The following is a 20,521-nucleotide window of genomic DNA, read 5'->3' as shown; positions in this document are numbered from 1 at the left end:
GGCGATGTGAGTTCAAGCGTTGTCATCGTGGGCGGCGGGGTGATCGGCAGTTCGGTCGCGTACTTCCTGCGCGCATCGGACCCGACGGTGCAGGTGACGGTGATCGAGCGTGATCCGACTTACGCGCGCTCGTCGTCGGCGCTGTCGGCGGCATCGATCCGGCAGCAGTTCTCGACGCCGCTTTCGGTGCGCATGTCGCTCTTCGGCATCGACTTCCTGCGCTCGATCGGCGAACGGCTCGAAGTGAACGGCGAACGTCCGTCGATCGATCTGCACGAAGGCGGCTATCTCTTTCTCGCGACGCCGGCGGGCGCGGCGACGCTGCGCGAGAACCACGCGCTGCAACGCGAACTCGGCGCGGACATCAGCCTGCTCGATCCTGCGCAACTGCATGCGCGCTTTCCGTGGCTCAATACGGACGATCTCGCCGCGGGCGCGTTCGGCGAAAGCGGCGAAGGCTGGTTCGATGGCTACGGACTCGTGCAGGCGCTGCGGCGCAAGGCGCAGTCGCTCGGCGCGCGCTATGTGACGACGGAAGTCGTCGGCATCGAACGCGAAGGACGGCGCGCGAGCACCGTGCGCGCGGCCAACGGCGAAACGTATCCGTGCGATGTCGTCGTCAATGCGGCGGGCGCGTGGTCGCGCGCGATCGCGGCCATGCTCGGCATCGACATTCCAGTGTACGCGCGCCGGCGCAGCATCTTCAACGTGTCGTCGCCGGCGAAGCTCGAACGCGCGCCGTTGCTGATCGATCCGACCGGCGTCTATTTCCGTCCGGAAGGGCGCACGTATATCTGCGGCACGTCGCCCTCGGCGGACAACGATCCCGACGACCTGCCGCTCGACGAAGTCGATCACGCGCTCTTCGACGATGTGATCTGGCCGACGCTCGCGCATCGCGTGCCGGAATTCGAGGCGTTGCGGGTGGAGCGTTGCTGGTCCGGCTATTACGAATACAACGTGCTCGATCAGAACGCGATCATCGGTTTCCACCCGGATCTCGAGAATTGCATTTTCGCGAACGGATTCAGCGGCCACGGTCTGCAACAAGGCCCGGCAACGGGACGCGGCGTGAGCGAACTGATTTTGCGCGGACGTTACGAGACGCTCGATTTATCGCCGCTGGACTGGACACGCGTGCTCGAAGGCCGGCCGATCATCGAAAAGAATGTCGTATAACTGATAGATGACCTGGAAACGCCGCTTTCCATAACGGATCATTTAAGTCTGCCCGGTCTTTTGCACCGGGCATTTTTTTAGCTACAGAATAGACAGGCGGGTAGAAAACTGGCCGGGATGCGTTTCGAACGGGCATTCTTATCATCATCGTCACGCTTGCGTGCGAAGTCCATCAACGTAATCCACTAGGGCCACAGGCTTTCGATAAGCGCATTCTGGAACGATCGAGACGCTTTTTTCTTCGCGCTTCACAGAAAGGAGACAAAACATGGAAGCGAATACGAGCGCGCATTTCTATGCCTGGATCGACGACGGCGAACTGCCGCCGGACACGAGCGTTACTGTGTCGCATCGTTCCAGTCAGGTATCCGCGGCACCGGAATATGTCGCCGAAATTTGCGGACGTTTCGCAAAGACGGAAGAGGAAAAAAATTCCTGCGTGATTCGTGGTTATAACTGACGACTTAATGCGAGTGTTGCGCGCGTGACACGGTTTTTCACGGCGCACATAAAAGCGCATGAAAATGCGCATGGCGCTATTCATGAATAAGCTTCATGAAACGCATAATGCCGGTTTAATCAAGCCGGCGTGGTGATTCTTGTGTGCGTTGTCAAACGGAAATAATCGTCGATTTGTAAATAGAACCCGCCGCGTGCGGGTTTTTTCATGCACTGAGCATTCTGCAAGGCGTTCGCTCCGTTCGGCAGCCTGCGCCCGGCGATGGCACAATCGCTCGCAAACGCACGCAATCAGGAGCAGAAGTGGCGAATCTGGATCTGGACAATCCGTTTCTCGAAGCGCTCGGCGCGACCCTCACCGAATGGCGCGCGGGCTATGCCGAATTCACGATGCCGATCCAGGCGGGACATCTGAACCGGCAGCGCATCCTGCAGGGCGGCGCGATCGCCACGCTGCTCGACGCGGCGTGCGGCTACGCAGGCCTTTTCACGACGGGCGATGCGCCCGTGCACGGCTTCACGCTCTCGCTCACCGTGAACTATCTCGATCGCGGCATCGGCGACAAGGTCGTCGCGAAAGGCTTTCTCGAGCGGCAGGGACGCTCCGTGTACTTCGCGCGCGGCGAGGCGTGGGTCGACGATCGCGTGATGATCGCGAGCGCGCAAGGCACGTTCAAATACGCCCGCTGATTCCGGCACGTCCGCCGATGGCTACCCGAAATCTCCTCCGACGCCTCGATCTCACGACGCTGCAGCTCTTTCTCGCGGTATTCGAGGAGGGTACGCTCACGCGCGCGGCCGAGCGCGAGGCGATCGCGGTGTCGGCGGCGAGCAAGCGGCTGCTCGAACTGGAGCAGGCCGTTGGCGCCGTGCTGTTCGAGCGCAAGGCGCGCGGCATGCAACTGACGCCCGCGGGCGAAACGCTGCTTCATCACGCGCGGCGTGTGTTGCGCGATGTCGAGAACATCGGCATCGAACTCGCCGAGCATGCGAGCGGCGTGCGCGGCTATGTGCGGATGATGGCGAACCTTTCCGCGATCGTCGAATTCCTGCCGGAGGATTTGCGCGCGTTTTCGTCCGTGCACGACCAGATCAAGATCGATCTCGAAGAGCGGCCGAGCGGCGGTATCGTGGAGGGCGTGGCGGACAGTCTCGTCGATCTCGGTATCTGTTCCGGCGATGCCGACACGCGCGGGCTCGAAAGCGCGCATTACCGTCACGATCGGCTGGCGCTCGTCATGCCGGGCGATCATCCGCTGGCGCAGCGCGAGAGCGTCGCGTTCGCTGAGACGCTGGATTTCGATCACATCGGCCTGCATTCGGCGAGCTCCATCAATATGCGCACGCATCTCGCGGCGCGACAGGCGGGGCGTGCGCTGCGGCTGCGCATCCATGTGCCCGGCTTCGATGCCGTGTGCCGCATGGTGCAGGCCGGCATGGGCGTGGGCGTGCTGCCGTTGCAGGTGTTCGAAGCGATGGGCCGTCAGCTCGGACTTGCGGCCGTGCCGCTCGATGACGAATGGGCCGCGCGTAGCCTCGTGATCGTCGTGCGGGATTCGGACGCGCTCTCGCCTGTGAGTCGGTTGCTGTTCGAGCATTTGCGGACCGTCGAAGCGCGGGGGTAGGGGTTGTTGTTGGGACTTTTGCTGGTTGTTTTTGTTGGATCCTGTTTTCTTAGTGGTCTATTAGCACTGCCCCTCCCCGGGGCGGGGGTCACTTTCTTTGCTGCTGCAAAGAAAGTAACCAAAGAAAGCAGCGGCGGATTCAACCGGTCAACGCAACACCCAATGTTTCCGCTAGCTTTTCAGCGGGGGTCGTAAATTGCAATGTCTTGCGCGGCCTATCGTTTAAACGTTTAGCAATCTTGTTCAATTCGGCTTGCGAGTAGCCGTCAACCGGAACTCCCTTGGGAAAGTACTGACGCAGCAGTCCGCTCGTGTTCTCATTGCTCCCTCTTTGCCAAGGGCTGCGAGGATCGCAGAAATATACCTGGACATCGGTGGCGATCGAAAAGGCCGTGTGACTTGCCATCTCCGTGCCGCGATCCCAGGTGATCGATCGGCGCAACTCCCGTGGCAGCTTGTTCACCTGTTTGATCAGCGCCGAGACCACGCTCTCAGTGTCCTTGCCCGCTACCTTTATCAGCATCGTATAACGCGAATGCCTCTCCACCAGCGTGGCAATGTAGGTATTGTTCGAGCCCGCCAGCAGGTCGCCCTCCCAATGCCCCGGCACGGCGCGGTCCTCTGCCTGCGCGGGCCGCTCGCTGATCGAGACTGCCCCGACGATACCGCCTCGGCCTTGCCCGCTCGATGACGCGCTTTTCGAACGCCGCATCGTCTGATGGCTACGCAGATGGGCCACCAACTCTTTTTTCAGCACGCCGCGAGCTTGGATGAACAAGCTTCGATAAATTGTTTCGTGCGACAGGTGCATGTCCTCGTTCACTCGGAAGGCGCGCTTGAGCCAGCCGGCGATTTGCGCAGGCGACCATTCTAAGCGCAGCTTGCTGGCGACCAATCGCCGCAAACGAGCATTTCCCGCCAACGCGCATTGCTTGGGCCGCAGCGCACGCTTCCAGGCGGTTGCATCGGCCTCGTGCGCCCGATACTTGAGCACCCCGCCATTGCGCTGCACCTCGCGACTGATCGTCGAGGCAGCCCTTTGCAAGCGCTGCGCAATCTGCCGTATCGACTCCCCCGCGCTCAGACCGCGAGAGATCTCTTCACGCTCGCGCAGCGCCAGCACGCGAGTACTGCGACTGCGCGCTCGCGGAACAATCCCGCCATGTTGACTGACCACCCGATGAATCGAGCTGACGTCGCGTTGCAGTCCGCGCGCGATCTCGCTTAGCGACTCACCTTCGCTCCATCGCCGCCAAATCTGTTGCCTGTCCTCGCTGTTCAACCACGGCTTTCTCTGTCGTTTTATTCGCCTTTTTCCTCTGATCCTTATTGGAACAGAGGTGTTGCACCGACCGGTTGAATACGCCGCTCGTTTCAGCCCGCGGTCACACGTAGTTTGGCCATGCTTGCCAGCTGGCGGCGGCACTCGCCTAAGTGTCGCCCCCAAAGGCCCAATCGGGCTTGGCTCGCGCACGGTCTGCCGCGCTAGTTGTTTTAGGGCACTGGTTCAGCACGAAAGAGCTTCGGCACAGCGCTACGCGCTGCCGTTGGGTATGCAAGGGAAACCATCGGTGTACGCGGCGCATTGAGATAACGGCATTAGCAAAAAAGCCCGCACCGACCCGATTGACCGGTCGGCCGCGAAGCGGGGCGGAGCCATTTGGTGCTGAACCAATGACGCAAGCGACGCGATACGGCAGACCGTGCGCGAGCCAAGCCCGGTAAGTCCTTCGAGGGCGACACTTAGGCGAGTGCCGCCTGCGGCTGGCAAGCATAGCCAACGTGCGTGTGACCGCGGGCCTGAACGAGCTGCTTTCTTTGGTTACTTTCTTTGCAGCAGCAAAGAAAGTGACCCCCGCCCCGGGGAGGGGCAGTGCTGATAGACCGACGCGCCAACGGGATCCGGCGAAAAACCGAACGTCTCCGAACCACACCCCCACCGACCGTTCGCATTCCACGAACGATCCTTGCCGAAATGCGGTTGGACGCCCACGAGCGTTCGCCAATAAGCTTGTCTCCACAGTACAAATCAGGAGACAGGCACCATGAGCGGACCCCTTCAAGGCATTCGCGTCATCGAAATCGGCACGCTGATCGCAGCGCCTTTCGCGGCGCGCATGCTGGCCGAGTTCGGCGCGGAAGTCATCAAGATCGAAGCGCCAAACAGCGGCGATCCCCTTCGCAAATGGCGAAAACTCCACGAGGGCACGTCGCTCTGGTGGTATCTGCAATCGCGCAACAAGAAATCGGTGTGCGTGAATCTCAAGTCGCCCGAAGGCGCGGACGTCATCAAGCGGCTGGCCGTGGATGCCGACGTCGTCATCGAAAACATGCGTCCTGGCGCGCTCGAAAAGCTCGGCCTCGGCTGGGACGTGCTGCACGCGATCAATCCCAAGCTCACGATGGTCCGCATCTCCGGCTACGGCCAGACGGGCCCGTATCGCGATCGGCCGGGCTTCGGCGCGATCGGCGAAGCGATGGGCGGCATCCGTTACACGACGGGCGACGCCGAAGGCCTGCCGGCGCGCGTCGGCGTGAGCCTCGGCGATTCGCTCGCGTCGCTGCATGGCGTGATCGGCGCGCTGATGTCGGTGCTGCGCGTGAAGACCGGTCAGGGCGATGGACAAGTTGTCGATGTCTCGCTCGTCGAAAGCGTTTTCAACCTGATGGAAAGCCTCGTCCCCGAATACGACCTGCTCGGCCATGTGCGCGAGCGCAGCGGCGGAGCGTTGCCGGGCATCGCGCCGTCGAACACGTATCGCACGGAAGATGGCGGCTTCGTCGTGATCGCGGGTAACAGCGATCCGATCTACCGGCGCCTGATGAACGTGATCGGCCGCCCCGATCTCGCCGACGATCCCGCGCTCGCCCACAACGATGGCCGCGTGAAGCAAAGCGCGATGCTCGACGAAGCGATCACCGCCTGGACCTCGCATCACTCCATGGACGACGTGCTCGCGACGCTCGAACGCGAAGAAGTGCCGTCGGGCCGCATCTACTCGGTCGCGGACATCGTCGACGATGCGCACTATCGAGCGCGCGACATGCTCTTGCAGGCGGACTTGCCGGGCGGCGCATCGGTGAAGATGCCCGGCATCGTGCCGAAGCTCTCCGACACGCCGGGCGAAGTGCGCTGGCAAGGTCCGGCGCTCGGTGAGCACACGCAATCGGTGCTGGAATCGCTCGGCTTTCACGCCGATGAAGTGCAGCGGCTGCGCGCCGAAGGAGCGGTTCAATGAATCATGCATACAAAGAACCACTGATCGTTCAGGAAGTCGCGCCGCGCGACGGCTTGCAGATCGAAAAGCAATGGGTCGAGACCGAAGACAAGATCGCGCTGATCGACGGACTGTCGGCGTGCGGATTCACGCGTATCGAAGCGGGCTCGTTCGTGTCGCCCAAGGCGATTCCCGCGCTGCGCGACGGCGACGCGGTGTTCGACGGCATCCGGCGCGAGGCGGGCGTGATCTATGTCGCGCTCGTGCCGAACGTGAAGGGCGCGGAACGCGCGCTCGCCGCCCGCGCCGATGAACTCAATCTCGTGATGTCCGCGAGCCAGACGCACAACCGCGCGAACATGCGCATGAGCTGCGAGTCGTCTCTGGCCGGGTTCGGCGATGTCGTGCGGCTCGTCGAGGGCGCTGCTTCGAAGGCCTCATTGAACGCCACCGTGGCCACCGCGTTCGGCTGCCCGTTCGAAGGGCGCATCGACGAGGATCGCGTCGTGTCGATCGTGCGGACCTATCGGGAAATGGGCATCGCCGGCATCACGCTCGCCGACACGACCGGCATGGCGAATCCGCGCCAGGTCGCGCGGCTCGTTACGCGAGTGCTCGAAGACGTGCCTGCCGCGGACCTGACGCTGCACTTTCACAACACGCGCGGTCTCGGCCTCGCCAACGTCCTCGCCGCCTACGACGCCGGCGCGCGCCGTTTCGATGCCGCGCTCGGCGGCCTCGGCGGCTGTCCGTTCGCGCCGGGCGCATCGGGAAACATCTGCACCGAAGACCTCGTGAACATGTGCGAGGAGATGGGCATTCCGACAGGCGTCGATCTGCAAAAGCTGATCGCGCTGTCGCGCACATTGCCCGCGCTCGTTGGACACGAGGTATCGGGACAAGTCGCGAAGGCGGGACGCAATTGCGATCTGCATCCGGTGCCCGAGTACGTGCGGGCCATCTGATTCAAAAGACCAGAACAACATTGGAGACAATCATGAGCGATCTGAGCGTAAGCGCGGCGGACAAGCCGCAAACAACCGAAAACACCGCGGACATCATCCGCAAGGTGGCATGGCGGCTGATGCCGCTCATCATGCTGTGTTATCTCTTCGCGTTCTTCGACCGCATCAACATCAGCTTCGCGAAGTTTCAGCTACAAAGCACGCTCGGTTTCTCCGATACGGCTTACGGCCTCGGCGCGAGTCTTTTCGTGATCGGCTACGTGCTGTTCGAAGTGCCGAGCAACATGCTGCTCTACAAGGTCGGCGCGCGACGCTGGATCGCGCGCATCATGATCTCGTGGGGCATCGCGACCGCGCTGATGGTGTTCGTGCAGACGGAGTGGCAGTTCTACGGATTGCGCTTCATCATTGGCGCGATGGAAGCGGGCTTCGCGCCGGGCGTGCTGTACTACCTGACGCTGTGGTTTCCGGCGAGCTATCGCGGGCGCATCACGTCGCTGCTGTTTCTCGCGTCGGCGTTTTCGGGGCTGGTGGGCGCGCCGCTTTCGGGTCTCGTGCTCGGTCATATGAACGGCGTGTTCGGCATTGCCGGCTGGCACTGGCTGTTCCTGTTGGGCGGCCTGCCTTGCGTGCTGCTCGGCGTGCTCGTGCTGAAGGTGCTGAAAGATCGCATCGATGACGCCGCGTGGCTCACGAGCGCGGAGAAGACCTATCTGAAGAGTCAGATTTCGACGCAAAGCCAGCATACCGACACCGGCCATTCCCTGTTCGGCGCGATCAAGACGCCTGGCTTCCTGATGCTCGGCCTGATCTACTTCCTGATTCAGATCGCGTCGTATGGCCTGAATTTCTGGGCGCCGCACCTGATTCGCGCGGCGGGCACGCAGAATCCGACGATCATCGGTCTCCTGACGGCGGTACCGTACATCTGCGGCGCGATCTGCATGGTCGTGGTCGGCCGCATGTCGGATCGCTCGGGCGAGCGTCGCAAGTTCGTGGCGATCCTGCTCGTGATGGCGGCGATCGGCTTCTTCGCGGCGGGCATCTTCGACAAGCAGACGACGCTCCTCATCGCCGCGTTGGGCGTGATGGGCGCGGGCGTGATCGCTTCGATCCCGGCATTCTGGGCGCTGCCGCCGAAGCTTCTGACCGGCGCGGGCGCGGCGGGCGGCATCGCACTGATCAATACGCTGGGGCAGCTCGGCGGCATCGTGAGCCCGGTAATGGTCGGCCGCATCCGCGACACGATGGGCAGCACGACGCCCGCGCTGTACGCGATCGGCGCGATGAGCGTGGTGTGCGCGCTGTTGCTGCTGTTCGGCTTGCCGCAATCGCTCAGGCAGCGCGATCATTCGGAGCGCAAGGCCTGACGCAGCGCCTGCCTCGAATATGAAAACGCCCGGCGCAACGTTGCTCGTTCGCCGGGCGTTTTGTCATTCCATCGCGGCGAGACGCAGGTCGTGGTCCATCAGAAGCGCCCGGTTGTCATTCCACATACCGATATAGTGGACCATGAAGCTGTCCGGACGCCGATAGATCCACGGCGTGTTGATGTCGATGAAAGACGACACGTGCAAATCCGGCCGCTCCTCCAACGTCTGTACGAATCGACTCTGATCGCCCATGCTCGCGTAGACGTCGGACTTGTCTTCCAGTTTCGCGCACTCATCTATCACGCGTGCCAGGGCGTCGTAGTTTTGCTGATTGCGCTGAAAGCCCATGATGCCGGAGTTGAAGGCCCACGTTCCCGCATCGCGCGCAAGCACGATGTCGCGTCCGTGCGTGAAGGGTTCGAGCCGCTGGTTCATGTCGTTGATGAGCACGTCGGCGTCGAGCCAGAACACCCATTGATGATCCGGCAGGTACTCGCGCAGCAGCGCGGCCTTGAACCAGTTGCCGGAAGTCTTGCCGTCGTTCAGTTGCGCCGGGATGTCGCGATGGACGTAGAGCGTGTAGCCGTGACGCTCGCAGTAGCGCGTGAAGTTCGTCTCCGCGATGCGCCCGTAGTTCGCGACATTCGGCGTATAGAGCGCGACGAGCGCAATCGGCCGGTTTGGCTGGACAACGCTGTGCGCCGACGCTTCGCGCACGCCGGTGTCGGCGAGCGTCATATAGGGCACGCCGCGCACGCGGCACTCGTTGATGTGCTCGATGAGCGCCGTGCGAAAGCGGCGATGCTGCTTCTCATCGCGAACGCTGATGGAGAACACCTTCCACTTGGCCCAGATGCTGTCGAGGTTGGGCGCTGCCGGGAGGACGAAGTGCACATCATCGCCAATGCGATGCTGGAACGGGCATGCGGTGAACGCGTGCAGCAACCCGGCCTCGCGTTCCGGCAGCACGACCCCGAAACGGCAGCGCTCGACGAGATCCGCGACCTTCTCGCGGACCGCCTGGGTGTTACGGAACATGAGGACGTCGGTTTGCGGCAGTTCGGAATCAACGCAAACGATGAGCCAGTCGCGGCCCGCCATCATCTCGGGCAGCGGCATCGAGCGCAGGATGGCGGCGTTCTCGCTCAGCAGCAGCACGATTTCGTTGGATTGGGCCTGTGCGAGATGGCGCAGAAGCGTTTCGTACTTATAGAGCCAGCGGGCGTGATCGCTGCTGCCGGACAGTTCGGATAAGTCGATCTCGACGTGGCGATAGCCGTGCTCGCGCGCATAGTGGCGATGGTTGACGAGCGTCGCGGGCGCGTGGTCGAAAAGAAGGCTGATGACGATCATGGAAGCTGTGAGCGAATGGGAAATTGCGCTTCGGCGCACGAGGTGGCGCCGCGTTAAGAGCCGCTCGGTTGAGCGAACCGTCTAGCTTCGCCCGAAGACCGATTTGTCCGGATGGGAACTATCCGAAAACCGCACGCAGTACGCCATTTTTCAAGCACTCATAGAATGTCCGAATGATCCGAAAATCCGCTTCAGAGGCAGACGCCTTGCAAGGCTTCCATCCGGCCGTCGCCGGCTGGTTCCGCTCGCGTTTCCCCGCGCCGACCGCCGCGCAGGCGCGCGCGTGGCCGCTCGTCCACGCGCGCCGTTCGACGCTCGTCGCCGCGCCGACGGGCTCGGGCAAGACGCTCACGGCCTTTCTCGCCGCCATCGACGAACTCGTGCGTGACGGCGTCGCGCTCGGCGGGGCGCTGCCCGATGAGACGCGCGTCGTGTACGTGTCGCCGCTGAAGGCGCTGTCGAACGATATTCATGTGAATCTGGAGGAGCCGCTCGCGGGCATCGCACAGACGCTGCGAGAAGCGGGCGTGGCCGCGCCCGAGATGCGCGCGGCCGTGCGCACCGGCGACACGACGCAGCAGGAGCGCAACGCGCTCAAGAAGCGTCCGCCGCATATTCTCGTGACGACGCCCGAGTCGCTCTACGTGCTGCTTTCGTCCGATTCGGGCCGCGCGATGCTTTCGACCGCGCGCACGGTGATCGTCGACGAAATCCATGCGGTCGCGGGCAGCAAGCGCGGCTCGCACCTGAGCCTGTCGCTCGCGCGGCTCGACGCGCTGTGCGAGGACGCGGGCGGCGAGCGTCCGGTGCGCGTCGGTTTGTCGGCGACGCAAAAGCCGATCGAACTCGTCGCGAAGTTTCTCGTCGGCGCAAACGAGCCGTGCGAGATCGTCGATGTGGGCCACGTCCGTGCGCGCGATCTCGCGCTCGATATCCCGCCGATGCCGCTCGAAGCGATCATGTCGAACGATATGTGGGAGCGCGTCTACGACCGCCTCGCGGAACTCGCCGGACAGCATCGCACGACGCTCGTCTTCGTCAACACGCGCCGCATGGCCGAGCGCGCCGCGCGGCATCTGACCGAGCGACTCGGCAAGGAAGCGGTCGCGGCGCATCACGGCAGCCTCGCGCGGGAACATCGGCTGGACGCGGAACAGCGGTTGAAGCGCGGCGAGTTGCGGGTGCTGATCGCGACGGCGTCGCTGGAACTGGGCATCGATATCGGCGATGTCGATCTCGTCTGCCAGATCGGCTCGCCGGGGTCGATCGGCGCGTTCCTGCAGCGCGTCGGGCGTTCGGGGCATCACGTCGGCGGCGTGCCGAAAGGGCGGCTTTTTCCGACCTCGCGCGACGATCTGATCGAATGCGCGGCGCTCGTCGATTGCGTGCGGCGCGGCGAACTCGACGCGCTGACGATTCCGCGCGCGCCGCTCGACGTGCTCGCGCAGCAGATCACCGCCGAAGTCGCGTGCCGGGAGTGGGGCGAAGACGAACTTTTCGAGCGCATCACGCGTGCATATCCGTACGCGACGCTCGACCGCGCGCATTACGAAGCCGTGCTGCGCACGCTCGCGGAGGGCTATACCGGGCGGCAGGGCGTGCGCGCGGCTTACGTGCATCGCGATGCCGTCTCGCGCACGCTGCGCGGCCGGCGCGGCGGCAAGCTGACGGCGGTGACCTCGGGCGGCGCCATTCCCGACAACGCCGACTTCTCCGTGATCCTCGAACCGCAGGGCTTGCAGATCGGCACGGTGAACGAGGATTTCGCCGTCGAGAGCCTCGCGGGCGACATCTTCCAGCTCGGCAATACGTCGTACCGGATCATGCGCGTGGAAGGCGGGCGCGTGCGCGTGGAGAATGCCAACGGCCAGCCGCCGAACATCCCGTTCTGGCTGGGCGAGGCGCCGGGGCGCAGCGACGAGCTTTCGCACGCGATTTCCCGTCTGCGCGCGGACATCGACGCGCGGCTCGATGACGGCGTGGATTCCACGGTTGCCTGGCTCGCGCGGGAAAGCGGCATCGGAGACGAACCGGCGCGGCAGATCGTCGATTATCTGGCGCGCTCGCGTGCCGCGCTCAGCGTGCTCCCGACGCAGGACACGCTCGTCATGGAGCGTTTCTTCGACGAATCCGGCGGCACGCAGCTCGTCATCCACACGCCGTTCGGCAGCCGCGTGAATCGCGCGTGGGGTCTCGCGCTGCGCAAACGCTTTTGCCGCACGTTCAACTTCGAATTGCAGGCGGCGGCGACCGAAGACGCGATCGTGCTGTCGTTGACGGGTAGCCACAGCTTCGCGCTCGACGAAGTGTGGCGCTATCTGAAATCGGCGACGGCGGAACACGTGCTGATCCAGGCGCTGCTCGACGCGCCGCTATTCGGCGTGCGCTGGCGCTGGAACGCGACCAATTCGCTCGCGCTGCCGCGCTACACCGGCGGGCGCAAGGTCGCGCCGCAACTGCAGCGCATGAAAAGCGAGGACCTGCTCGCGGCCGTGTTTCCGGATCAGGTCGCGTGCGCGGAGAACATCGCGGGCGAGCGCGACGTGCCGGCGCATCCGCTCGTCGAGCAGACCATCGACGATTGCCTGCACGACGCGATGGACAGCGACGCGTGGCTCGCGCTACTACGGCGCATCGAAACGGGCGAGGTGCGGCTCGTCACCCGCGAACTGCCCGCACCGTCGCCGCTCGCCGCCGAGATTCTGTCGGCGCGTCCGTACGCTTTTCTCGACGATGCGCCGATCGAGGAACGCCGCACGCAGGCCGTGCTCGCGCGCCGCTGGACCGATCCGCGCTCGGCGGACGACCTCGGCGCGCTCGATCCCGAGGCGATCGCGAGCGTGCGCGACGAAGCGTGGCCCGATGTCACGAGCGCCGACGAAATGCACGAGGCGCTGACGACGCTCGCCTGCATCGCCGAGACTGAAGCGCAACGCAACCCGCAATGGCCCGCGTGGCTCGACGCGCTGGCTCGCTCCGGCCGCGCGACGCGCTTGCGGATCGCGGAGCACGACGCGTTGTGGACGCCCGTCGAGCGTCTCGCGTGCGTGCGCTCGGTCTATGAGCACGCGCCGATGCATCCCGCGCTGCACCCGCCGCCCGGTTTCGACGACGCGTGGGCGCCCGACGATGCGCTCGTCGAGATCGTGCGCGCACGATTGTCGGGATTCGGACCGCTGACGGTGCCGGAGATCGCGCGTCCGCTCGCGCTGCCCGCATCGGCGATCGCGCTCGCATTGACGCGGCTCGAAGCGCAGGGCTACGTGATGCGCGGACGATTCACGCCGGGCGCGCAAGCCGAGGAATGGTGCGAGCGCCATCTGCTCGCGCGGATTCATCGCTATACGGTGCGGCGGCTGCGTCGCGAGATCGAGCCGGTCGAGCGCCAGGATTTCATGCGCTTTCTGCTCGAATGGCAGCGCGTCGCGCCCGAAGCGCACGGCGAGGGCCGCGATGCGCTGGGCGCCGTGCTGGAGCAGCTCGAAGGATTCGAGGCGCCCGCCGTCGCGTGGGAGGATGAAATTCTGCCGGCGCGCATCGCCGATTATTCCGGGATGTGGCTCGACGACCTTTGCCGCGCGGGCAAGCTCGTGTGGACGCGCCCGGCGGGCCGTTCGCGCGCGTCGGGCGGCCCGGTGCGCGGCACGCCGATCGTGCTGCTGCCGCGCCGTCACCTCGATGCGTGGAACGGGCTCATGCGCCCCGACGAAGCGCCGCAGCTTTCGTCGCGCGCCGAACGCGTGTTCGATGCGCTGAAGGCCCACGGCGCGATGTTCTTCGACGAGCTTCTCAGCGACGTGCGCCTCTTGCGCACCGAGCTCGAAGACGCGCTCGGCGAACTCGTCGCGCTCGGGCTCGTCAACGCCGACAGCTTCGCGGGCCTGCGCGCGCTGCTTGCGCCCGCGGCGAAGCGCAACGCGTTCGCGCGTCGTCCGAGGCGCGGAGGCCTCTTCATCGGCGGAATGGACGATGCCGGCCGCTGGGCGCTCCTGCGCCGCGCGAAGCCCGACGATGCGCGCGAGGAAGGCGATATCGAGCACGTCGCGCTGACGCTGTTGCGGCGCTATGGCGTCGTGTTCTGGCGGCTTCTGGAGCGCGAGGCGCAATGGCTGCCGCCGTGGCGCGACTTGCTGCGTGTCTATCACCGGCTGGAAGCGCGTGGCGAGATTCGTGGCGGGCGCTTCGTCGCCGGGCTGGCGGGCGAGCAGTTCGCGCTGCCCGACGCGGTGCCGCTCCTGCGCGACATGCGCAAGCGGCCGAAGGACGGCGCGTTCGTCGCGCTATCGGCGGTCGATCCGCTCAACCTTGTCGGCACCTTGCTGCCGGGCGAGAAGGTGCCGGCGCTCGCGGGCAATCGTGTGCTGTATCTCGACGGCCTGCCGGTCGGCGCGGTGGTCGCCGGCAAGACGCGCTATTTCGGCGATGTGGAGGGAGAAGGGCGCGAGCGCGTGCGTCTCGCGCTCGTCAAGCGCTCGGTGCGTTCGCTGGGTACGTCGTTCGGAAGCGGGATGACGGGCACCGGCATGCCGGTGCGCCATTGAAGCAGCGAGGGATGCGATCCCTCGCTATTGCCGACGTCACTTCTTCGTGACGATCTTGGTCGTGAACGGCCCGGTTTGCGCGGCCGGCACGTCCTTTACCGGCACGCCCGGATAATCGACGACACGATTCGTGTTCGACGCCGGTCGGATGCGAAACGACGCCCGCGAGCCCTCACGCGCGCCGCCGACGATCGTATGCATCGCCTGCCTGTCGAGTTCGACGCTGTCGGCGAGATCTCTGATTTTGAGGACGGCCATGGATGTTTCCTCCAGAATGGGGAGTCGTAGTCGAGTATAGACAATCCGCCCTGCCGCGCCGGACCGACTCCACGATCCGCGCGCCATACTTCGGTCGGCAAACGCCGATGGCGGCGAAAGGCGCATGCCTTCTGCCGCAAGGACGTTCGCTAATATCATTGCGAAAGCCGTGCCAAGACGCGGTGCAAACCCGGATAAATCGCGCAAGGCCATGATTTGCCAGCGTTTTATCCGATGTCGCCCATAATCGGAACAATGATGCGGCGCGCGATCTGCCGCCGCCGCGCCGACACTCGCCACCGATGTGTCGGTCTCCGAACGACATGTGCGCGATGCCGCTCATGATCGAAAACGCCATTTGCGAAAGCGTCATGTGAAGGCTAGTATCGAACGAGCACCGGGGTTTTGTTACTACAAGTAGTTTCGATCGATGGAGACGCATCGCGACGCACAGATGACAAGTTTTGCGCAAGCGATTCGTACTTTTCGGGGCGACGGCGGGTCGCGCGACGAGTTCTTCGCGGGAGTGGACGGCGCATTGGCGACCGAGCAGACTCCGGCGAAGCGGCTCATGGAAATCCTCGACGAGGAGCATGCGGCGCGACCGCTGCCTCCCGACATCTATGCGGCCATCCGCCGCCGCATCGAGCATACGGGGCGCATGCGTCCGGAAGCCGATTCCCCCACGGGCCCCGCGAGCCGCGACGAGACGCGTCTGCAAACCTCACCCGGCTTTGCGCCGCCGCAGTCACGTGATCCGAGCAGCGGCACCGGCAGCCAGGCGACGCAGGTGATGGTCGATCACGATCAGCAGATGAAAGGCGTCGGCGACACGCTCAACAGCCGCTTCGTGCTGGAGGAATGTCTCGGCATCGGCGGGATGGGCACCGTGTACAAGGCGCTCGATCTGCGCAAGCTCGAAGCGTCGGATCGGCGGCCGTACGTCGCGATCAAGGTGCTCAATCTCCAGTTCCGCGGCAATCCGAAATCGCTGATCGCGCTCCAGCGCGAGGCGCGCAAGGCGCAACAACTCGCGCACCGGAACATCGTCACTGTTTACGATTTCGACCGCGACGGCCAGATCGTCTATCTGACGATGGAATATCTCTCCGGCCAGCCGCTGTCCCGATTGCTTCGGAACCCGAATTTCAAGGGCATGCCGTTCTCCGAGGTCTTTCCGATCTTCAAAGGCATGGCCAACGCGCTCGCCTACGCGCACGAACGCGGGTTCGTCCACTGCGATTTCAAGCCGCCCAACGTGTTTCTGACGGACACGTCGGAAGTGAAGGTGATCGATTTCGGCATTTCGCGCGTCATTCAACGGCCCGAGGAAGAAACCGAAGCGACCGTGTTCGATCCCGGCAGTCTCGGCGCGATGACACCCGCGTACGCGAGCCCGGAGATGATGGAGCATCGCGAACCCGATCCGCGCGACGACATCTACGCGCTCGGCTGCATCACGTATGAATTGCTGACGGGCAAACATCCGTTCGACCGCGTGCCCGCGCTGCAGGCGAGGAGCGCGGGCATGAAGCCGCAGCGCCCCGAGCATCTCGGCAACAGACAGTGGAAAGCGTTGAAGGCCGCGCTCGCGTTCGAGCGCGAGGCACGCACACCGACCGTCGCGCAATTCCTCGAAGAGATCGCCGAGGAGCACGCCGCGCCGGCCACGGGCCGCAAGCAGAAAAAGGGCGGCGCGCCGAAGCTCGCGATCGGCGCGGCGGCGGTCGTGGCGGCACTGATCGCCGGGGCCGGTTATTACTTCTACGACCAGTCGGGACGCGGCGAGGAAAGCGCTCGCGAAACGCCGTCGCGACCATCGGAAGGAAGCGCCACGGGCGCGGTCACCACGCACGCGCCCGAAAACGCGGCGCCGGCTTCCGCGGTGGCGATCACGCCCGCAGCGCCGCCGACACCCATTCCCGAACTCACGATGGCAGCGGTCACGCCCGTGCTCGCGAGCGTGCCGTGTTCGGCGCTCGTCGCGTCGGTGCACGATCAGACCGTCGACGTGCAGGGCTTCGTGTCGCAGAAGTTCGGCCTCGCGCGCCTGAAGGAAACGCTCGGCCGCGTGCCGGGCGTGAAGACCACGAACTTCGGTGTGCAGCAGGTCGCCGATGACAAGTGCGATCTGCTCAAGGTGTACGGCCCGTTCTGGACGGCCAACCGGCAGTCGGGCAGGCCCGCGTCGGTGCACACGCGTTCGCGCGCGACGCGTCTCATCGAAGGCGATCCGCTGATCATCGATCTGATGACGCCGGCGTTCGAGTCTTACGTCAACGTCGATTACTTCATGCTCGACGGCAGCGTCGTGCATCTGCTGCCCAACACGCGCTCGCGCGACAACCAGGCGCCGGCGAACTACACGGCGACCATCGGCACGATGGGCGACTGGGTCGTGGGCAAGCCATTCGGCTCGGAGATGATCGTGCTGACGGTCACGCCCGCGCCGCTCTTCGATTCGGCGCGCCCCGACAGCGAGGCGAAGCCCGAATATCTGCGTGCGGTCGAGAAACGCCTTTCCGCGCTGACGGGCAAGTACGGCCGCGACCGCGTGGCCGTCGATATTTTTCAGATCACGACGCAGGGAAAGAAATAAGGCCGGCTCTCCGTTAACGGACGCCGGCCTGGTAAAAGACGCGCGAGGCTTAACTCTTGGGCTTCTCGATAGACGCCTTCAGTTCTTTCAGCGCGTCTTCCATACGCTTGCTGACGAGCGCATAGGCTTCCGCCTGAGTCTGCTGAGTGGTGCGCGCGATGTCCTGCATGTCGGCGAGCGCGTTGTGCAGCGCGCGTTGCACGACTTCATTGGCGTTGAACGGGGGTTGCGTCGACGTATTGGCGAATTGCTTTGCGATGCTTTCCAGATCGCTCAAGGTGCGCCGCAGAATCTCGACTTGCTTGTCGCGCAGCGCTTCCATGCCGCCGAATGCGACGCGGTTGGTCGCCGCGAGCGCTTCCACATCCTTGCGCCGCGATTCCATGATCGCGGTGACGTCGAACCCCGGAAGCTGGTACTGCTGGAACATGGCGGCAAACTGGCTGAACGGGTCACTGAAATTTTGATTCATCGTGCCTCCCCAGGGTTCTGTCGGTCGAATGCGAGCCATTCTTGCGGGCAAAGGCGAGGATGACCCGGGCAGCATGCGCCGTGCGCGCGAAATCATGCCAACGCGCGACGAGCACCTGATACTACCAATATAAGCGCCGGAAATGGGGCAAGGGAAAACACCAGAACGAGCGATCGTTATCGCCGGGGGCGTTCCGGTGAAGCAAGTTGATGCAGGTCAACGCATGCCGCGCCGCGCAAACGACCATGAAATCATGCCGGCGCGATATCGGCATAAAACCCGATGTGGCCGCGTACCGCGACCACGCGAGCGGCCAGCGCCGTCCGATGCTCGGGAGAACATCATGATCAATGGTGAAGGGCGCATCGTCGCGGCCTTGGGCGCCGTGTTCGTGACGCTGGGCGGCATCCATGCTTCGTTGCGCGGCCTGCTCTTCGACGAAACGGCCGTGATGTATTACGGCGTGCTCGCGATTCTCATCGGGGCTGCGTCGTTCGTCGTGATGCTCACACCGTTTCCGAGCGACGAGCCCTGACGTTCCCGCACTTCGATCAGATTCCCTCCTCGCCGGCGAAGACGCCGTGTTCCGCCTTGATCTGTTCGCGGTCGATGCACTGCACGTGCCAGCGTCCGGTGCTCTTCGTCGCCGTGCCGTCGGCATACCACAGCACGCGTCCGGCGAGGCCTTCGCACGGGCCGTCGGGTGCGTCGACGTCGAGGCGTTCCAGCACGCAGATCGGGTCGCCGACTTGCTGGCCGCAGATCATCGTGCCGTTCGAACCTGAGCGCAAGCCTCCCCAGTCCGGCACTTCGACCGCCTGGTGGCCCTCGCGCGACCAGCGTCGTGTTTCCTTGTCGAGCCACAGGATGGCGTAGGCCGCCGATTGAGCGCCTTCGAAGCCATCCAGCTTGACCGTGATACGCATGTCATCCTCCATGAAACGATTCGATGGACGAGACGCTCAGCACTTTCGCACTGGCCATGAGCGTCGTCGATGAATGGCGGCTTGCGCCGCGCGTATTGTTAAGGCGTTACTGCGCGGCCCAAACGGACCGCGATGACAGGTTCGAACTGCGCGCGGCGGATAAGTTTTAACGCCGCGCATGTAATGGGTTCCATCGCCGATGCGACCTTGAAATGCGCCGCACTGCAACAGCGATGACAGTCGAACCGATAAAGCAAGACCGATGCCGAAATGCCGCTTCGCTTCTGAACTACATGGCTTTAGTTTAGTACGACAATCTGACGCTTCCGAGACAAGCATCGGAGGCACATTGCCGCATGCACGCGCGATCGACGGTCGATGAATGCGGCGCATCATCGTGCGATGTCACGTTACATCGACGCTCGCTGGTCGTGCATACGTGCACCACGCCGGCTTCGCGCGCCCCACGGCATTGCCGACGCGCACGATATGTCGATCCACTCGCAACGCAAGGCGCTGCGCTGCAATATCGAAAAATTCAGGAGACGTACTTATGCGTGCAATGGTTTTCGACGGCAACGCTCCAGTTCTGCAAATGCTCGATGTACCCGATCCCACGCCGCGCGCGGGCGAACTGCTGATCGACGTTTGTGCGTGCGGCGTGTGTCGCACGGATCTGCATGTGGTCGACGGCGAGCTAACTCATCCGAAGCGGCCGGTGATTCCGGGACACGAGATCGTGGGAACGGTCGCGCAACTCGGCGCTGGCGTGACGGACTTCGCGCCCGGCGATCGCTTGGGCGTGCCGTGGCTCGGTCACACATGCGGGCACTGCCGCTACTGCGCGGCGGGCCGCGAGAATCTGTGCGATACGCCCGGCTTCACGGGCTATACGATCGACGGCGGCTATGCGGAACGTGTCGTCGCCGATGCGCGCTATTGCCTGCACCTGCCGCAGCGTTATTCGGATGTCGAAGCGGCGCCGCTCCTGTGCGCGGGACTTATCGGCTATCGCACGCTCGCGATGGCGGGCGATGCGAAGCGCATCGGCATCTATGGCTTCGGCGCGGCCGCGCATATCGTCGCGCAGGTGGCGAACCATGAGGGGCGTTCGGTCTATGCGTTTACGCGTCCAGGCGATACCGCCGCGCAACGGCTCGCGCTCGATCTGAAGGCGCATTGGGCGGGCGGCAGCGACGAGACGCCGCCCGACGAACTCGACGCCGCGCTCATCTTCGCGCCGGCCGGCGCGCTCGTGCCCGCCGCGCTCAAGGCAGTGGCGAAGGGCGGCGCCGTGGTGTGCGGCGGCATCCACATGAGCGACATTCCTTCGTTTCCGTACGAACTGCTGTGGGGCGAGCGCCGTGTCATGTCCGTGGCGAACCTCACGCGGGAGGACGGGCGCGCGTTCATGGACATCGCCGGGCAGTTTCATCTCGATCTGCACACGACGCCTTATCCGCTCGACGAGGCGAATCGCGCGCTCGCCGACCTTCGCGAAGGCAGGCTCACGGGCGCGGCCGTGCTCACGGTGCGCGCGTAGATCGCATAAA

At 64.2% G+C, this 20,521-nt stretch carries 17 protein-coding genes; 12 read left to right on the top strand and 5 right to left on the bottom strand.

Annotation, left to right across the window (positions count from 1 at the left end; genetic code table 11):
- Nucleotides 1–6: 6 nt before the first annotated feature.
- The 4 genes from ACEN42_RS18950 (at nt 7) to ACEN42_RS18935 (ending at nt 3,263) form a co-directional block, all read left to right on the top strand.
- The gene (locus ACEN42_RS18950; protein ID WP_250484586.1) at nt 7–1,179 is read left to right on the top strand and encodes an FAD-binding oxidoreductase; all 1,173 of its coding nucleotides are present in this window, start codon (nt 7–9) and stop codon (nt 1,177–1,179) included.
- Nucleotides 1,180–1,447: 268 nt separating this feature from the next.
- Nucleotides 1,448–1,639 carry a hypothetical protein gene (locus ACEN42_RS18945; protein WP_035507395.1) on the top strand — a complete coding sequence of 64 codons (192 nt, stop codon included), beginning with the start codon at nt 1,448–1,450 and terminating at the stop codon, nt 1,637–1,639.
- A 302-nt stretch (nt 1,640–1,941) separates the two neighbouring features.
- On the top strand, nt 1,942–2,328 hold the full coding sequence (locus tag ACEN42_RS18940) for a PaaI family thioesterase (protein ID WP_371882143.1): 387 nt from the start codon (nt 1,942–1,944) through the stop codon (nt 2,326–2,328).
- Nucleotides 2,329–2,345: 17 nt separating this feature from the next.
- Nucleotides 2,346–3,263 carry a LysR family transcriptional regulator gene (locus tag ACEN42_RS18935; RefSeq protein ID WP_238291876.1) on the top strand — a complete coding sequence of 306 codons (918 nt, stop codon included), beginning with the start codon at nt 2,346–2,348 and terminating at the stop codon, nt 3,261–3,263.
- Nucleotides 3,264–3,402: 139 nt separating this feature from the next.
- Here the strand turns inward: ACEN42_RS18935 and ACEN42_RS18930 are convergent, their stop codons facing one another.
- Entirely contained in the window at nt 3,403–4,569 is a 1,167-nt protein-coding gene (locus ACEN42_RS18930; RefSeq protein ID WP_371882256.1) for an IS30 family transposase, read from the bottom strand.
- A 739-nt stretch (nt 4,570–5,308) separates the two neighbouring features.
- Between ACEN42_RS18930 and ACEN42_RS18925 the strand changes: the two genes are divergently transcribed.
- Genes ACEN42_RS18925 through ACEN42_RS18915 form a run of 3 tightly spaced genes read left to right on the top strand, consistent with a single transcriptional unit; the run spans nt 5,309 to nt 8,816 of the window.
- On the top strand, nt 5,309–6,502 hold the full coding sequence (locus ACEN42_RS18925; protein ID WP_371882142.1) for a CaiB/BaiF CoA transferase family protein: 1,194 nt from the start codon (nt 5,309–5,311) through the stop codon (nt 6,500–6,502).
- On the top strand, nt 6,499–7,446 hold the full coding sequence (locus ACEN42_RS18920) for a hydroxymethylglutaryl-CoA lyase (protein ID WP_371882141.1): 948 nt from the start codon (nt 6,499–6,501) through the stop codon (nt 7,444–7,446). Before ACEN42_RS18925 ends, ACEN42_RS18920 begins: the two co-directional genes overlap by 4 nt.
- A gap of 32 nt (nt 7,447–7,478) precedes the next feature.
- Nucleotides 7,479–8,816: an MFS transporter gene (locus ACEN42_RS18915; RefSeq protein WP_371882140.1), complete on the top strand. Its 1,338-nt coding sequence runs from the start codon at nt 7,479–7,481 to the stop codon at nt 8,814–8,816.
- Nucleotides 8,817–8,879: 63 nt separating this feature from the next.
- Here ACEN42_RS18915 and ACEN42_RS18910 read toward each other — a convergent pair whose 3' ends face one another.
- On the bottom strand, nt 8,880–10,172 hold the full coding sequence (locus ACEN42_RS18910) for a hypothetical protein (RefSeq protein ID WP_371882139.1): 1,293 nt from the start codon (nt 10,170–10,172) through the stop codon (nt 8,880–8,882).
- A gap of 173 nt (nt 10,173–10,345) precedes the next feature.
- On the opposite strand from ACEN42_RS18910, the gene ACEN42_RS18905 reads away from it, so the two are divergent.
- Nucleotides 10,346–14,713 carry a DEAD/DEAH box helicase gene (locus tag ACEN42_RS18905; RefSeq protein ID WP_371882138.1) on the top strand — a complete coding sequence of 1,456 codons (4,368 nt, stop codon included), beginning with the start codon at nt 10,346–10,348 and terminating at the stop codon, nt 14,711–14,713.
- A gap of 36 nt (nt 14,714–14,749) precedes the next feature.
- On the opposite strand, the gene ACEN42_RS18900 is transcribed toward ACEN42_RS18905, so the two are convergent.
- Nucleotides 14,750–14,971, bottom strand: a complete 222-nt coding sequence (locus tag ACEN42_RS18900) for a hypothetical protein (RefSeq protein WP_035501985.1) — start codon at nt 14,969–14,971, stop codon at nt 14,750–14,752.
- 454 nt (nt 14,972–15,425) lie between these two features.
- On the opposite strand from ACEN42_RS18900, the gene ACEN42_RS18895 reads away from it, so the two are divergent.
- Nucleotides 15,426–17,570 (top strand): protein kinase domain-containing protein, encoded by a 2,145-nt coding sequence (locus ACEN42_RS18895; protein ID WP_371882137.1) that lies wholly within the window; start codon nt 15,426–15,428, stop codon nt 17,568–17,570.
- A 49-nt stretch (nt 17,571–17,619) separates the two neighbouring features.
- On the opposite strand, the gene phaP is transcribed toward ACEN42_RS18895, so the two are convergent.
- Entirely contained in the window at nt 17,620–18,042 is a 423-nt protein-coding gene (phaP, locus tag ACEN42_RS18890; RefSeq protein WP_371882136.1) for a TIGR01841 family phasin, read from the bottom strand.
- A 343-nt stretch (nt 18,043–18,385) separates the two neighbouring features.
- On the opposite strand from phaP, the gene ACEN42_RS18885 reads away from it, so the two are divergent.
- Entirely contained in the window at nt 18,386–18,577 is a 192-nt protein-coding gene (locus ACEN42_RS18885) for a DUF2964 family protein (protein ID WP_187606371.1), read from the top strand.
- A 16-nt stretch (nt 18,578–18,593) separates the two neighbouring features.
- Here ACEN42_RS18885 and ACEN42_RS18880 read toward each other — a convergent pair whose 3' ends face one another.
- Nucleotides 18,594–18,968: a DUF3564 family protein gene (locus tag ACEN42_RS18880; RefSeq protein ID WP_238213998.1), complete on the bottom strand. Its 375-nt coding sequence runs from the start codon at nt 18,966–18,968 to the stop codon at nt 18,594–18,596.
- A gap of 23 nt (nt 18,969–18,991) precedes the next feature.
- Here ACEN42_RS18880 and ACEN42_RS18875 point away from each other — a divergent pair, with 23 nt between their 5' ends.
- On the top strand, nt 18,992–19,138 hold the full coding sequence (locus tag ACEN42_RS18875; protein ID WP_187606369.1) for a hypothetical protein: 147 nt from the start codon (nt 18,992–18,994) through the stop codon (nt 19,136–19,138).
- A 383-nt stretch (nt 19,139–19,521) separates the two neighbouring features.
- Nucleotides 19,522–20,511: a zinc-dependent alcohol dehydrogenase family protein gene (locus ACEN42_RS18870; RefSeq protein WP_371882135.1), complete on the top strand. Its 990-nt coding sequence runs from the start codon at nt 19,522–19,524 to the stop codon at nt 20,509–20,511.
- Nucleotides 20,512–20,521 lie beyond the last annotated feature (10 nt).

Origin of the sequence: Caballeronia sp. S22 (assembly GCF_964261745.1) — a bacterium.
GTDB lineage: Bacteria > Pseudomonadota > Gammaproteobacteria > Burkholderiales > Burkholderiaceae > Caballeronia > Caballeronia jiangsuensis.
The sequence above is the reverse complement of the archived record's forward strand: the minus strand, read 5'-3'. Positions and strand labels throughout refer to the sequence as shown.

Bases quoted from the DNA above. Each gene is read 5' to 3' on its own strand.
- ACEN42_RS18945 (WP_035507395.1), top strand. From the start codon at position 1,448: ATGGAAGCGAATACGAGCGCGCATTTCTATGCCTGGATCGACGACGGC.
- ACEN42_RS18870 (WP_371882135.1), top strand. From the start codon at position 19,522: ATGCGTGCAATGGTTTTCGACGGCAACGCTCCAGTTCTGCAAATGCTC.
- phaP (WP_371882136.1), bottom strand. From the start codon at position 18,042: ATGAATCAAAATTTCAGTGACCCGTTCAGCCAGTTTGCCGCCATGTTC.
- ACEN42_RS18920 (WP_371882141.1), top strand. From the start codon at position 6,499: ATGAATCATGCATACAAAGAACCACTGATCGTTCAGGAAGTCGCGCCG.
- ACEN42_RS18885 (WP_187606371.1), top strand. From the start codon at position 18,386: ATGATCAATGGTGAAGGGCGCATCGTCGCGGCCTTGGGCGCCGTGTTC.
- ACEN42_RS18880 (WP_238213998.1), bottom strand. From the start codon at position 18,968: ATGCGTATCACGGTCAAGCTGGATGGCTTCGAAGGCGCTCAATCGGCG.
- ACEN42_RS18905 (WP_371882138.1), top strand. From the start codon at position 10,346: ATGATCCGAAAATCCGCTTCAGAGGCAGACGCCTTGCAAGGCTTCCAT.
- ACEN42_RS18900 (WP_035501985.1), bottom strand. From the start codon at position 14,971: ATGGCCGTCCTCAAAATCAGAGATCTCGCCGACAGCGTCGAACTCGAC.
- ACEN42_RS18895 (WP_371882137.1), top strand. From the start codon at position 15,426: ATGACAAGTTTTGCGCAAGCGATTCGTACTTTTCGGGGCGACGGCGGG.
- ACEN42_RS18935 (WP_238291876.1), top strand. From the start codon at position 2,346: ATGGCTACCCGAAATCTCCTCCGACGCCTCGATCTCACGACGCTGCAG.
- ACEN42_RS18910 (WP_371882139.1), bottom strand. From the start codon at position 10,172: ATGATCGTCATCAGCCTTCTTTTCGACCACGCGCCCGCGACGCTCGTC.
- ACEN42_RS18915 (WP_371882140.1), top strand. From the start codon at position 7,479: ATGAGCGATCTGAGCGTAAGCGCGGCGGACAAGCCGCAAACAACCGAA.
- ACEN42_RS18875 (WP_187606369.1), top strand. From the start codon at position 18,992: ATGGACGAGACGCTCAGCACTTTCGCACTGGCCATGAGCGTCGTCGAT.
- ACEN42_RS18925 (WP_371882142.1), top strand. From the start codon at position 5,309: ATGAGCGGACCCCTTCAAGGCATTCGCGTCATCGAAATCGGCACGCTG.